Origin of the sequence: Sorangium sp. So ce1014, assembly GCF_051521505.1 — a bacterium.
In the GTDB taxonomy this organism is placed as follows: Bacteria; Myxococcota_A; Polyangia; order Polyangiales; family Polyangiaceae; genus Sorangium.
Map to the genome: position 1 here is coordinate 2,347,376 of NZ_CP150356.1, position 13,913 is coordinate 2,361,288.

The 13,913-nt window shown below is 74.1% G+C and carries 7 protein-coding genes; 4 read left to right on the forward strand and 3 right to left on the reverse strand.

Annotated elements, in window-relative coordinates; genetic code table 11:
- The first annotated feature begins 253 nt into the window (after positions 1-253).
- The 4 genes from WME75_RS09000 to WME75_RS09015 all read left to right on the forward strand — a co-directional run bounded on the left by WME75_RS09000 (position 254) and on the right by WME75_RS09015 (position 7,684).
- Positions 254-1,441, forward strand: a complete 1,188-nt coding sequence (locus tag WME75_RS09000; protein WP_437494774.1) for a citrate synthase — start codon at positions 254-256, stop codon at positions 1,439-1,441.
- A 381-nt stretch (positions 1,442-1,822) separates the two neighbouring features.
- Positions 1,823-2,518, forward strand: a complete 696-nt coding sequence (locus WME75_RS09005; protein WP_437488563.1) for a recombinase A — start codon at positions 1,823-1,825, stop codon at positions 2,516-2,518.
- A gap of 13 nt (positions 2,519-2,531) precedes the next feature.
- On the forward strand, positions 2,532-4,418 hold the full coding sequence (locus WME75_RS09010; RefSeq protein WP_437488566.1) for a DinB/UmuC family translesion DNA polymerase: 1,887 nt from the start codon (positions 2,532-2,534) through the stop codon (positions 4,416-4,418).
- The gene (locus WME75_RS09015; protein ID WP_437488569.1) at positions 4,415-7,684 is read left to right on the forward strand and encodes an error-prone DNA polymerase; all 3,270 of its coding nucleotides are present in this window, start codon (positions 4,415-4,417) and stop codon (positions 7,682-7,684) included. Before WME75_RS09010 ends, WME75_RS09015 begins: the two co-directional genes overlap by 4 nt.
- Before the next feature lie 72 nt (positions 7,685-7,756).
- Here the strand turns inward: WME75_RS09015 and WME75_RS09020 are convergent, their stop codons facing one another.
- The 3 genes from WME75_RS09020 to smc all read right to left on the reverse strand — a co-directional run bounded on the left by WME75_RS09020 (position 7,757) and on the right by smc (position 13,767).
- On the reverse strand, positions 7,757-9,406 hold the full coding sequence (locus WME75_RS09020; protein WP_437488571.1) for a hybrid sensor histidine kinase/response regulator: 1,650 nt from the start codon (positions 9,404-9,406) through the stop codon (positions 7,757-7,759).
- A gap of 186 nt (positions 9,407-9,592) precedes the next feature.
- Complete coding sequence (locus WME75_RS09025) at positions 9,593-10,165, reverse strand: hypothetical protein (RefSeq protein WP_437488574.1); 573 nt, start codon at positions 10,163-10,165, stop codon at positions 9,593-9,595.
- Positions 10,162-13,767, reverse strand: a complete 3,606-nt coding sequence (gene smc, locus WME75_RS09030) for a chromosome segregation protein SMC (protein ID WP_437488575.1) — start codon at positions 13,765-13,767, stop codon at positions 10,162-10,164. The genes WME75_RS09025 and smc overlap by 4 nt, the downstream gene beginning before the upstream one ends.
- Positions 13,768-13,913 lie beyond the last annotated feature (146 nt).

Sequence of the window (13,913 nt, forward strand, 5' to 3'; positions counted from 1 at the left end):
AGGCGCGGCCCGCGGATCGCCGGGCGCCTGTGTCCCTCCTAGCACCGGCTTCCCCGGTCCTCGCCGGGATTCTTCGCGCAGGCGCGGGCCGCGCGTCGCCTGGCCGCCGCCCGCGAGCGCCCACCGTGCGCCGCGCCCGAGCCGGGGAGGCGCGGGCTGGGCGACCCGCGCCCGGCGGCATCCTCGACGCGCTTCGATAGCGTGCATGGTTGATTGTACAATCAAGGTTGATCAACTTCATGCGATGCCCAACATGTCCTCGGTGGAGGTGATCGGAATGAGGGACATGGCGGCGCCGCTCGCGAGCGGCCTGGAGGGTGTTGTGGTGGCGGAGACGCGGCTCTCGGAGGTGGACGGGGAGCGGGGGAGGCTCACCCTCGCCGGCCACGACGTCGAGGCGCTCGCCGGCGACGGCGGGGTGACCTTCGAGGACGCGTGCGGGCTGCTCTGGGGCGGCGCGTTGCCGTCGACGTCGGAGCGCGAGTCGCTCCGGGGAGCGATCGCCGAGGGGCGGACGCGGGCCTTCGCGCTGCTCGGGCGGCTCGGGGACGCGCTCGACGCGGGCGACGGCATGGACGCGCTCCGCGCCGCGGTCGCGCACCACCGGGGCGACGCCCTGCCCGCGGCGATCGCCGGGGCGGTCGCGACGTTCGCGGCGGCCTGGTCGCGGCGCTGCGCGGGCGAGGAGCCGGTCGCGCCCGATCCGGCGCTCCGGCTCTCGGCCGACTACCTGCGCATGGTGCGCGGCGCGGCGGCGAGCGAGGCCGAGGCGCGCGAGCTCGATACGTACCTCGTGACGGTCTCGGATCACGGCATGAACGCGTCCACCTTCGCCGCGCGCGTGATCACCTCGACGGGGTCGGACGCGATCTCGGCGGTGGTCGCGGCGATCGGCGCGCTGAAGGGGCCGCTCCACGGCGGCGCGCCGGGGCCGGTGCTCGACATGCTCGACGCCATCGGGGCGGCGGGCGAGGGCGGCGCGCCGTCCCCGGGCAGCGCCGAGCGCTGGGTCCAGGCGGAGCTCGCGGCGCGACGGCGGATCATGGGCATGGGGCACCGGATTTACCGGGTGAGGGATCCGCGGGCGGCGGTGCTCGAGCGGGCGATCGAGCGGCTCGGGCGGACGGCCGGCAGGGCGCAAGGCGCCCGGCTCGCGCTGGCGCGCGCGGTCGAGCGGGCGGCGGAGGCGGCCCTCCGCGCGCGGCACCCGGAGCGCCCGCTGCGCGCGAACGTCGAGTTCTACACGGCGGTGCTGCTCGACGCGCTCGGGCTGCCGCGCGCGCTCTTCTCGCCGACCTTCGCGGTGGGGAGGGTCGCCGGCTGGTGCGCCCACATCGACGAGCAGCGGCGCGCGGGGCGGCTCATCCGACCGAGCTCCCGTTACATCGGGGACGTGCCCGAGCCGGCCGCTGTCCCCGGAGCGACCGCTCCGCCGCATTGACGTCGAAGCGGCAGATGCTCCGCCAGCGCGCCAACAGGAGCGCCGTGCCAGCCCTCGGCGGTCTCCAGGTCGACAGGCCGCAGGCCGAACTTATTGAAGAACCCAGGACGGGCATTCCCCTCATCCCCGCCGTCCTGTCACCCTGCCGATCACAGATCGCCGACGAGGGCATTCCGCCGTCCTGAAGGGCGAAAGGGGAACGCGACGGGCACAGGTAGGACTTTGTTCGTCCAGCAAAGTTGGCAGCTTCGCGAGGGCACTGGTACCATGTTCAGTATGTCGCCCGCCGCTCTTGCCGCCCCTCTCGCCCGGGACCTCCTGCGCCACACCCTTCCCGAGTTCGAAGCGCGCGCCAAGACGCTGCCGCTCAGTATACAGGAAATGAACGACGCGCTCCCGGAAGGGGGTCTTCCGCGCGGGGCGGTCGTGGAGCTCGCCGCGCCGCGGGGGCTGGGGCGCTCCACCTCGCTCGCCCTCTCTGCGTGCGCGTCGGCGCAGGTGGAGGCGCGGCTGCGCGGGACGAGCGCGACGGCGGGCGCGTGGTGCGCGTGGATCGACCCGAGCGGCTCGCTCTTCGCGCCGGCGGTCGCGCGTGCGGGGGTCGACCTGAGCCGGCTGCTCGTGGCGCGGCCCCCCGTGGAGATGCTCGCCAAGGTCGCGGTCCGGATGGCGATGAGCCGGGCATTCGCGGTGCTCGTGATCGACGTGGCCGGGGTCCCGGGGGCCTTCGGTCAGGGCGCGGGGAAAGGGGAGCGGGGCGCGCCCGCGGCGGGGCGCCGCGAGGAGGACCTCGCGCGGTGGGTCAATGTGGTGCGCAAGCTCGCCCTGGCGACCGAGGGGAGCGACGGGACGATCCTGCTCCTCACCGATCGCCAGGCGGCGCGGCCGATGCCGCTGCCGGTCGCGATGCGGCTGGAGCTCGAGCAGGTCGCCGAGGGGCGGTTGATGGTCCGCGTCGCCAAGGATCGCCGCGGGCGCGTGACCTCGCCGACACCGGTGGTGCTCGGGGAGCGATCGAGGGAGAAGGCGGAGCGGGCGGCGGGAAGCGAGACGCGGCCCGCGCTGTCGCGGGCGTGAAGGAGGAGAGGCGATGGCGGCGAGGCGCATTGTGGCGATCGTGCTCCCGCAGCTCGCGTGCGAGCTGGTGAAGCAGCGTGGACCGGTCTCACCGAGCGGGAAGGCGCCGCTCGCGGTGATCATCGGGGGCGAGGAGGAGCGCCGGGCGGCGCTCGGCGCGCGGTCAGAGCGCGAGCCGGCGGCGCCGGTGGCGGTGCTCGACGTCGTCGACGACGAGGCGAGGCGATACGGGGTGAGGCCGGGGCAGAAGGTCGTCGAGGCGGCGGCGCTTGTCGCGCACCTCGCGATCCACCGGGTGACGTTCACCGAGATGGACGCGGCGCTCGGCCGGGTCGCCGAGGTGGCGCTCGGGCTCGGGGCGACGGCGGCGATCCAGCTCGGCGAGCAGGGCGCTGCGGCGCGCGCGGGGGCGCCGCGGGCGGGCCGCGCTGGTGAGCGCGCTGCGAGCGCGGCGCGGAGCCCCTGGGGCGACGGCCCGTACGACACGGTGTGGCTCGACATCACCGGGGCGTCGCACCTCGTCGGCGGCGAGGAGGCGCTGCTCGGCGATCTCGGCGAGCGCGTGGCGGCGCTCGGCCACCGGGCGCGGCTCGCGATCGCCGACGGGCCGCGGCTCGCGCAGGCGCTGGCGCGCTTCGGCGCGCACGCGGACGGCGGGGCAGGGGCGGAGGCGCCGATCGCGCCGCCGGGCAAGGGGGCGCAGGCGATCGGGCCCCTGCCGGTGCAGGCGCTCCCGGTCGAGCGCGAGGTGGCGAGCTTCCTCGTCCGGCTCGGCGTGCTCCGCGTCGAGGATCTCGCGCGCCTGCCGCGGGCGCAGGCGGCGGCGCGGCTGGGCCCGCGGACGGCCGAGGTGATGGAGCTCCTCGCCGGCCGCGATCCCGTGCCGCTCCTGCCGTACGAGGTGCCCCGGTTGATCGAGGAGGAGGTGCTCTTCGACGAGCCGGTCGAGAGCGCCGAGTCGCTCCTGTTCGTGCTGCGCGGCATGACGTCGCGGATCGCGTCGCGGCTCGCCGCGCGCGGCGAGGCCTGCGGTCGGCTCAACGTGGCGATCGCCTACGATCGCTCGATCGCGCGGCTCCGCCTCGGCGATCGCGAGGACGACGTCGCCGCGCTCCTGGAAGACGAGGAGCGCGGCCCTTCGCTGCGCTTCCACGTCGATATGCCGGTGCCCCTCTCGGACGCGGGCGACCTGCTCCGCCCGCTCAGGACGAAGCTCGACCGGATCGAGCTCGCGGCGCCCGCGGTGGGGGTCCACCTCATCGCCTCCCGCATCGCGCGCGCCCGCCGGGTGCAGCTCGATCTGTCGCGCGACCGATCGGTCGATCCGGACAGCCTGCCGGCGCTCCTGGCCGAGCTCTCGGCCGAGATCGGCGCGGAGCGGGTGGGCGTCCTGGAGATCGCCGATGCGCACCGCCCCGAGGCGCGCTCGCGGCTCGTGCCGGTCGCGGACGAGGCGGCCACGGCGCGCGCGTCCGCCGCTGCCCGCGCGCGCGTCGCGGCGGATCGAGCCGCGGCGGAGCAAGGGGCGGCCGCGGGCGAGCGCGTGGAGGGGGCCGACGCGTCGGCGCCGGAGCCCGCGCGGCTCCTCGCGCAGCCGATCCCGCTCGGCCGCGTGGGGCGCGGGGCGATCGTGGCGGTCGACCGGCACCTCTACGCGATCGAGCGGCTCTCCTTCGTGATGCGGATCGACGCGGTGGAGTGGTGGACGCCCACGCCGGCCTCGCGCGATTACGCGCGCGCCTGGCTGGTCTCGGGCTCTCCGTCCGGCAGGGCCGCCCCGGCGCGCCTCGGCGAGCTGCGCCCTCCCCGCGACGGCGCGAGCGCGAGCTCCTGCGGTGAGGCGTGGATCTACGTCGACCGCGCGACGGGCGAGGCCTTCCTGCAGGGGTGGTGCGAGTGAGCGCCGGCGCCTCGGTGCCGTTCGCGGAGCTGTGCGGCCGCTCCTGCTTCTCGTTCCTCGAGGGCGCCTCGCACCCCGAGGAGCTCGTGCACCGCGCCAAGGAGCTCGGCCTCGATGGGCTCGCGCTCTGCGATCGCGACGGGATCTACGGCAGCGTCCGCGCGCACACGGCGGCGAAGAAGATCGATCAGCGGGTGATCGTCGGGGCCGAGCTGACGATCGGGGCGCCGCGCTCGGCGGTCGAGCGCGTCGCGCCACGCGCCGAGCGCGCGCCGGAGGTCCAGCCCTCGGTGGTCCTCCTGGTCGAGGACAGCGAGGGTTACGCGAACCTCTGCCGGCTGCTCACGATCGCGCACGCCGATTGCGAGAAGGGTACGGCGAGCCTCTCGGCGGAGGCGATCGCGGCGGCGCCGCGGGGCCTCTCCGCGATCGTGCCGCTCGATCCGCTCGTGCCCGCGGCCGTCTCCGGCGCGCTCATCGGCGCGCTGCGCGACGCGTTCGGCGAGCGCGCGCTCGTCGCGACCTGGAAGCACCTCGATCGCCGCGACGGCGAGCGCGTCGCGGCGGCCCTCGCGGCGGAGCGGCGCTACGGCCCCTGCGTGGTGCCGACCGCGCGCCCGCTCTACCATCACCCGTCGCGCAAGCCGCTCGCCGACGTGCTCACGTGCATCCGGACCAAGACCACGCTCGATCAAGCCGGGACGCGGATCGCGCCCAACGCGGAGGCGTACGTGCGGTCCGGCGCGCAGATGGCGGCGCTGTTCCGCGATCATCCGGCCTGGGTCGCGCGCACGGTGGAGGTCGCGTCCCGCTGCCGCTTCTCGCTGGCCGAGCTCCGCTACAGCTTCCCGAGCGACGCCCTCTGCATGCCGGGGGAGACGTCGGATCAGGCGCTGCGCCGCCTCACCGAGGAGGGCTGCCGCGACCGCTACCCGGAGGGGACGCCGCCGCAGGTGCGCGCGCAGATCGAGAAGGAGCTCGCCCTGATCGCGAAGCTCGGCGTGGCCCCCTACTTCCTCAGCGTGCAGCAGGTCGTGAAGATCGCCCGCGCGCGGCAGATCCTCTGCCAGGGCCGAGGGAGCGCGGCGAACAGCGCGGTGTGTTTCGTGCTTGGCGTGACGGCGGTGGATCCGGCCCGGTCCAACCTGCTCTTCGAGCGCTTCCTGTCGGAGGAGCGCAACGAGCCGCCGGACATCGACGTCGATTTCGAGCACGAGCGCCGGGAGGAGGTGATCCAGGCGATCTACGAGATGTACGGCCGCGATCGGGCGGCGATGGTCTCGGAGGTGATCGCCTACCGCGGCAAGAGCGCGCTGCGCGAGGTGGGCAAGGCGTTCGGTTTCTCGGCGGATCAGGTCGACAGGCTGAGCGGCCTCGTGCTCCACCACGAGGCGGACATCACCGAGCAGCGGGTGAGCGAGGCGGGCCTCGATCCGGACGACGTGCGCGTCCGGCAAACCGTCCTGATGGCGAGCGCGCTGGAGGGCTTCCCGCGTCACCTCTCGATCCACGTCGGCGGCTTCGTGCTGTCGTCGGAGCCGCTGCACAAGGTGGCCCCGGTCGAGCCTGCGCGGATGGAGGGCCGCACGGTGATCCCGTGGGACAAGGACGACCTCGACGATCTCGGCTTCTTCAAGATCGACGTCCTGGCCCTCGGCATGCTGACGGCGATCCGCAAGGCGCTCGCGTTGATCCACGCGGACCGGTACGCCGAGCTCGCGGGTCTCTCGGCTCATGCGGCTCGTGACCCTGCATCCGCGGCTCTCTCGGTCCGTGCAAGCCGAGGCGCCGCGTTCGATCCGATCGCGGCGCTCGCGCAGATCCCGCCGGAGGATCCGGCCGTCTACGAGGCGATCGGCCGGGCCGACACGGTGGGGGTGTTCCAGATAGAGAGCCGCGCCCAGATGGCGATGCTCCCGCGGCTGAAGCCGAGCAAGTTCTACGATCTGGTGATCGAGGTGGCGATCGTGCGTCCCGGGCCCATCCAGGGCGGGATGGTGCACCCCTACCTGCGCCGGCGGACGGGGCAGGAGCCGCCGGTGTCTCCGCACCCGTGCCTGGACCCCATCCTGGAGCGCACGCTCGGCGTGCCGCTCTTCCAGGAGCAGGTGATGCAGATCGCGATGGTCGGCGCGGGCTACACGCCGGGCGAGGCCGATCAGCTGCGCCGCGACATGGCGGCGTGGAAGAAGCACGGGCGCCTGGAGCGGCACCGCGGGCGGCTCATCCAGGGCTTCGCCGAGCGGGGGATCTCGGCGAGGTTCGGGGAGATGCTCTACCAGCAGATCCAGGGCTTCGGCGAGTACGGCTTCCCTGAGTCGCACGCGGCGAGCTTCGCGCTGCTCGTGTACGCGTCGGCCTGGCTCAAGGTGCACCACCCGGTGGCGTTCACCTGCGCGCTGCTCAACGCGCAGCCGATGGGGTTCTACAGCCCGTCGGCGCTTGTGCAGGACGCGCAGCGGCACGGCGTCGACGTGCGGCCGGTGTGCGTGGTGCAGAGCGCGTGGGACGCGACCCTCGAGCCCGGCGCCGAGCCCTCGGCGGGGCCGGCGCTGCGGCTCGGCATGCGCCTCGTGAAGGGGCTCGGGGAGGCGGCCGGGGCCGCGATCGTGGCCGCGCGAGAGGTGGCGCCGTTCACGAGCCTCCCGGATCTCGTGACGCGCACAGAGCTGAAGAAGAACGAGGTGGAAGCGCTCGCCGAAGCGGGCGCGCTCGCCGCGCTGGTGCCCGCCCGGAGAGAGGCGCTCTGGCGGGCGCGCGCGCCCCGCGTGGAGGGGTTGTTCGAGGGCGTGCCGATCGAGCGGGACAAGGACGTCGGGCTTCCGCCGCTCAGGCCGCTGGAGCAGCTGGCGCTGGATTACGGGCGCGTGGGCCTGTCGCTGCACGACCACCCGATGCGGCACCTGCGGCCGGCGCTCAAGCGGCGGCGCGGGGCCGGGCGCGTGCGGACCGCCGAGGAGATCAAGGCGGCGCGCAACGGGGAGAGCGTGCGGGTCGCCGGGATGGTGGTCGGCCGCCAGCGGCCGGCGACCGCGAGCGGCGTGACGTTCGTGACGCTCGAGGACGAGACCGGCGTGATCAACGTCATCGTCCAGAAGCAGGTCTTCGCAGATCACTACCAGGTGGCGCGGCACGCCGCGCTCTTGCTCGTCGCCGGGCGGGTCGAGCGGCAGGGGGAGGTGATCCATGTGGTCGCGCGCGAGCTGGAGCGGCTGGAGCTGCCGAGCGGCGAGGAGGTCACGCTCCGATCGCGCGACTATCACTGAGGGCTCGAGGAGGTGCGCTCCCCGGAGGGCGCAGGACGAGCGGTCGGCGGCGCGTGAGGAGCCCAGCGCGCGTCAGGGCGCGGCGACGACCTCGTCGACCAGCGAGAGCAGCGTCGCCGCGTCGAACGGCTTCAGGAGCAGCCGGGCGTTGACCTGCTGCAGGAACGCCTTGCTGCGCTCCGTGAAGGCGCCGCCGGTCAGGAACACGACCCGGCGCTGCTGCTCGGGTGCGTGCTCGGCGAGCGACGCGTAGAAATCCATCCCCGTCATATCGGGCATCATGAGGTCGCACAGGATGGCGTCGTAGCGCTCCCCGGAGCGGATCCGGGTGAGCGCGTCGCGCGCGCTCGCGGTGGCGGTCGTCTCGTGCCGCGGCTCGAGCGTCCCCGCGATCGCGCGCGTGAGCATCGGCTCATCGTCGATGATGAGGACCCGCTGTCGCGGCGCCACCTCCGGCGCGGCCGCGGCGGGCCTGCCGTTCTCGCGCCGCCCGCTCGACGCGCCGGAGCCGGCGGCCGCCGGGGCGCGCGCCTCGCTGCCCGTGGCGGCGGGGAGGATGACGCGGAACGTGCTCCCCTCGCCATGGCGGCTCTCCACCTCGATCCGACCCCCCAGCGCCGCGACGATGGCGTGGCAGATCGCGAGCCCGAGGCCGAGCCCTTCGCCCGCTTCCTTGCTCGTGTAGAACGGCTCGAAGAGCCGCCCGAGCGATCCGGGCGCGATCCCGGCGCCGGTGTCCCGCACCTCGACGACGACCCACCCCGCGGCATCGCAGCGCGTCGAGAGCTCGATCACGTTCTGCTCGGCGAGCCCTTCGGGGATGGCCTGCGCGGCGTTCACGATGAGGTTCAGGAAGACCTGCGCGAGCCGCGGCTCGTTCGCCTCGACGGGCGGCACGTCCTGGAAGCTCCGGACGACGCGGGCGCGGTGCCGGATCTCGTTCATCGCCATGTGAACGCAGGAGTCGAGCACCCGCCGGGGGTCGACCGGCCCGCGGTGGTCCTCTTCGGCGCGCGAGAAGCTGTGGAGATCGCGCACGATGAGCCGCACCCGCTCTGCGCCTTCGCGGGCGTCCTCCAGGAGGCTCAGCACCTCGGAGAGCTCGCTCGAGGTCCCGCGGCCGTCGGCGTGAGGGCGAGCCCACAGTCCGCTGCGCGGAGCGCTGCTCCGCCGCTCCATCGAGCCGATGCGCCGGAGGGTCGCGTCGACGTTCGCGATGACGAACGCGAGGGGGTTGTTGATCTCGTGGGCGACCCCGGCGGCGAGCGTGCCGACGCTCGCCATGCGGCCGGCGAGGACGAGGCGGGCCTGCGTCTGCGCGAGCGCGTGGCGCGCGGCGGCGTCGCGCGCGGCGCGCTCGCGGGCGACGGCGAGCCGCGCCCGAGCGCCCCCGCCCTCGTTGCCCACGAGCAGGAAATCGCTCGCGCCCGCCGCGAGGATCCCATCGAGGTCGGCGTCGCGCTCGGTCATCGCGAGGAGGAACACCGCCTCGCCGCCGGGCTGCGCCCGCACGCGGCCGCAGAGCGCCGCGGCGCCGGCCGGGTCGCTCCAGTCGACGGCGAGCACCGGCGGCGGCTCGCCCAGGCACCGCCCCAGCGCGCGCTCGGGATCGAAGACGACGGCGACGTCCGGCACATGGCGTCGGATCAGCGCTTCGAATCGCTCGCTCGCCGCGGCGCGCCCGCGGAGAAGCAGGAAGGCGACCGACTCCGCGCAGCCCATCGACGTCCTCTCCGTGTCCTTCGTGGACCCTTTACCGCATCTCCATCCCGGCGTGCAGGCATGGTGATCCCTCCCCCGGCGCCTGCCGCGCACCTTGCCGCGTCGCTGGCCGCTTCCGCGCCGTTCGCCCGGCGATCGGCTGGCCCCCGTCGCGGCCCCTGCGGTCGGCTCGCCGGTCGCGCGGCGCTAGCGAGGGCTCGCCGTCGCGTCGTCGTCCGGATCGCCGTCGTCGGCGACCCTCGACGCGCCGTCCGTGAGGGGCGGGTACAGGCTCTCGACGAGCTCCCCGGAGAGCCGCTCCGCGAGGCGCGCGTCCATCCGCGCCATCGCCTCGCGGAGCCGATCGATCTCCGCCGAGAGCTCCGCCCTGAGCGGCCGGCGCTGCGTCTCCTCGATCGCGGCGAGCTCCGCCAGCGCCTCCTCGAGGCGGGCGCGCGCCGCCTCGTCCGCGCCGCCCGCGCCGGATCCCCGGACCAGGTGCTCCGCCACGCGCACGCGCCCGCGGTAGCGCACCCGCGTCCGCTCGAGGAAATCCCGGTACGGCTTCACGGCCCCGCTGAGGGCCTGCACCGCCGCCGCGAGCGCGCGCGCCTCGCCCCGCAGCGCCTCGCGATCGGCGTCGTCGAGCGCCGGGTTGTGCTCGACGTGGGCCTCGAGCGTGGCCAGCACCTCGCGGGCCCAGCGGAGGTGCCGGAGCCCCGAGGCGCCGCGCGACAGGCGCCGCCCGGCCGCCCCGCCCGAGCCAGGCCCCGCGCTCACGCCACCGCCGCCGCCGGCGCCGCCTCGCGCTCCGGGCGCTTCGCCGTCTCGTTGATCCGCACGCTGACGAGCTTCGACACGCCGGGCTCCTGCATCGTCACGCCGTAGAGCACGTCGACCGACTGCATCGTGCGCTTGATGTGCGTGATGAGGATGAACTGCGAGTGGCTCGTCATGCTCCGGATCGCCTCGTTGTAGCGGGTCACGTTCGCCTCATCGAGCGGCGCGTCGACCTCGTCGAGGATGCAGAAGGGCGACGGCTTGAACTGGAAGATCGCGAAGATGAGCGACACGGCGGTGAGCGCCTTCTCGCCGCCGCTCATGAGCTCGATGTTCCCGAGCTTCTTCCCCGGCGGCTGCGCCAGGATCTCGATCCCTGTCTCCAGCATGTCGTCGGGGTTCGTCAGCCTGAGCTCCGCCTGCCCGCCGCGGAACATCTTGGGGAAGAGCGCCTTGAAGCGCGCGTTGATGCCGTCGTACGTCGTCTTGAAGAGCCGCTTCGACTCGCGGTTCATCTGGGCGATCGCCTTCTCGAGGTCGTCGATCGCCTTCTCGAGGTCGGCCTTCTGGGTCGAGTAGTACGTGTACCGCTCCTCGGCCTCGGCGTGCTCGCGCACGGCGTCCAGGTTGACGGGGCCCATGCGGTCGAGCAGCTCCGTCAGCTCCTGGATGCGCGAGCGGTGCGAGGCGTCGACCGGCGGCCGCTTGTGGTAGTCGCCGACGACGCGGGCGAGCTCCAGCCCGCGGAAGCGCTCGCGCACCCCCTCGATGAGGTGGGTGTGCTCGACGCGCAGCCGCTCCAGCGCGAGCTCGTGCTTGCGGAGCTGCTCCGACACCGCGGCGAGCTCCTGGCGCAGCCCGCGCAGGTCGGCCTCGCGCCCCGCGTGCGCCTGCCGCGCCTCGTCCAGCGCGCGCCGCGCCTCGGTCAGCGTGGCCTGCGCCGCGTGCGCGTCGGCGACGGCGCAGACCAGGGCCTCGCGCGCCATGACGATCGTCGCCGCGGCCTTCCCGGCGGAGATCGCGCTCTCCGTCCGCTCCTGGTCGAGCCGGGCGATCCGGCCCCGGAGCTCGGTGCACGACCGCGTGAGCCGCTCGACCGTGCCCCGCGCCGCCGCGGCGCGCTCGCGCACGCGCGCGAGCTTCACCTTCCGCTCGGTCACGACCGACTGCTGCCCGAGCACGCGCTCGCGCCACTCGGCCGCCACCTGCTCGGCGTGATCGAGGCCGGCCGCCGCCGCCTCGCGCGCCGCGCGCCCGGCCGCGAGCTTGTCGCGGGCCGCCTGCTGCTCGCTCCCGCCGGCGTCGAGGTTGTCCGCGAGGTCCTCGAGCTCGGATCGCACCACGCCCTCGCGCTTCTGCGCCGCGGCGAGCTGCTCCTCCGCGCGGCGGAGGTCCTTCTCGGCCGTCACGAGCGCGAGCTCTCCTTCGTGCGCCTCGCTCCGCGCCCGCTCCAGCGCCGTCCCCACCTCGGTGATCCGCAGGCGGAGCTTCTGCTGCGCGTCGAGCAGCGCCGTCACCTCGTCCGACTTGGTCGCGACGAACTCGTGCAGCGCGCGCATCTCCCGCTTCTGCTCGATCATCCCGGCCGCGACCGCGTCGCCCGAGCCGCCGCTCACCACGCCGTCCTCGCGGAGGACCGTGCCGTCGAGCGTCACGAGCGTGCACCCCGCGCCCTCGGCCGCGAGCCGCGCCGCCACCTCGGCGGACGCGACGACCACCGCGTCCCCCACGAGCGCGCGCGCCAGCGCCTCGTCCTCGGGCGCGAAGACGAGCCGGTCCACGAGCGGCCCGAGCACCCCCTCGCCGCTGGGCGGCCGCCGCGCGGCGCCGGCCACGAACGAAGGCCGCGCCGCGATCACGCTGGCCCGCCCGCGGTTGTTCTTCGACAGATCGGCGAGCAGCGCGATCCCGCGCTCGACGTCGCTCACGACCGCGCACTGCAGCCGGTCGCCGAGCAGCCCCGCGAAGGCCGCGGTCAGCTCGGCCGGCGCCTCGATCCGGTCGGCCACGAGCCCGAGCAGCGCCGGATCCTTGGTCTTGAGGAGGTTCTTCACCCCGGCGCCGACGCCCTCCAGCCGCGCGTGCAGCTCCTCGAGCGCGCGGAGCCGGTTGCGCCGCTGCCCGAGCTCGTTCTTCGCGTGCTCCACGGTGCGGTCGCTCGCGACCGCCTGCTCCCGCAGCGTCTTCATCTCCACGTCGAGGCGCGACCGCTCCTCCGCGGAGATCCGCTTCCCGTCGGCGAGCTCGGCCACGTTCCGCGTCAGCGACGAGCGCCGCCGCTCGAGCTCCTCCGACTCGTACATCAGCCGGCCGATCTCGTCCTCGAGCTTCGCGCGCCGCTGGCTCATCTCCGTCATGCGCCGGTCGAACCCGGTGAGCGACGCCTCGGCGGCCGCGACCGCCGCGGCGGCCTCGGCGGCCCGCCGGCGCAGCGCGGCGACCTCGTGCTCGGCGGTGCGCTCGCCGTGCCGCAGCTCCTCGAGACGCTCGTGCTGCTCGAGCGCGAGCTCGCTCTCGCGCGCCTCCTCTTCGTCGACGCCGGCGAGCTGCGCCTCGAGCTGCTCCTTCTCGGCCGTCAGCTCCGCGACCGTCTTCTCGAGCTCTCCCTGCTCCTTGGCCGCGGTGACCAGCCGCTCTTCCAGGTGCCGCATCCGGTCGCGCGCCCGCGCGATCTCGGCCTCGTGGGTGCGCACCTGGTTGTCGGCCGTGAACGCCTCGTTCTGCGCCCGCTCGGCCCGCTCCTCGCACGAGAGGGCCTCGAGCCGGGTGACCTCGATCTCGGCCTCGCGCGCGGCGAGCGCGGTCCGGGCCGCCTGCCCGCGCTCGGCGTGCTCGGCCCTGCCGAACGACTCGTGCTGCGTGAGCACCGTGATCTCGAGGAGCTTGTGCGACGCCTCGTGGAGCACGAGGTCCTCCAGCTCCTTGCGGTAGTTCACGTACCGCTCGGCCTTCGCGGCCTGGCGCTTCAGGGACGCGAGGTTGCGCTGGATCTCGGAGACGATGTCCCCCACGCGGAGCAGGTTCTGCCGCGTCTGGTCCATCTTCTGCTCGGCCTGCTTCTTCCTGGCCTTGTACTTCGTGATGCCGGCGGCCTCCTCGATGAGCATCCGCCGGTCCTCCGGGCGCGCCGAGACGATGAGCCCGATCTTGCCCTGCTCGATGATGGAGTAGGCCTTCGTCCCGACGCCGGTGCCGAGGAAGAGGTCCGTCACGTCCTTGAGCCGGACCTGGGTCTTGTTGATGAGGTACTCGCTCGTCCCGTCGCGGAAGAGCCGGCGCGTCACCGCGATCTCGGCGTAGTCCCGGTACTCCAGCGGGAGCTGCGACGCCCCCGTCGGCTCGCTGTTGTCGAAGGTGAGCGTCACCTCGGCCATCCCGTGCTGCGCGCGGGTCTCGGAGCCGTTGAAGATGACGTCCGACATCGACTTACCGCGCAGGTGCTTCGCGCTCTGCTCGCCGATGGCCCACCGGATCGCGTCGACGATGTTGGACTTGCCACAGCCGTTCGGACCGACGATGCCCACCACGTCCGTGTCGAAATGGACAACCGTCCGGTCGACGAACGATTTGAACCCGCTGATCTCGAGCTTCCGAATGCGCATGACGTCCCCGGGACCGGCCAGGCGAGCTTAACGTATCGTCACAGCACGCCACGTACCGTCACATCTGGCTTTCCCCGGGGTCTACGTGGACTGGCGCCGCGCGGCAAGACCGGATCCCGCCTCCTCACGCGCACATGGAGGACCAG

What these genes read in the sequence shown, in the direction of transcription:
- WME75_RS09000 (WP_437494774.1), top strand. Translation starts at nt 254, where the DNA reads ATGTCCTCGGTGGAGGTGATCGGAATGAGGGACATGGCGGCGCCGCTC.
- WME75_RS09020 (WP_437488571.1), bottom strand. Translation starts at nt 9,406, where the DNA reads ATGGGCTGCGCGGAGTCGGTCGCCTTCCTGCTTCTCCGCGGGCGCGCC.
- WME75_RS09010 (WP_437488566.1), top strand. Translation starts at nt 2,532, where the DNA reads ATGGCGGCGAGGCGCATTGTGGCGATCGTGCTCCCGCAGCTCGCGTGC.
- smc (WP_437488575.1), bottom strand. Translation starts at nt 13,767, where the DNA reads ATGCGCATTCGGAAGCTCGAGATCAGCGGGTTCAAATCGTTCGTCGAC.
- WME75_RS09005 (WP_437488563.1), top strand. Translation starts at nt 1,823, where the DNA reads ATGAACGACGCGCTCCCGGAAGGGGGTCTTCCGCGCGGGGCGGTCGTG.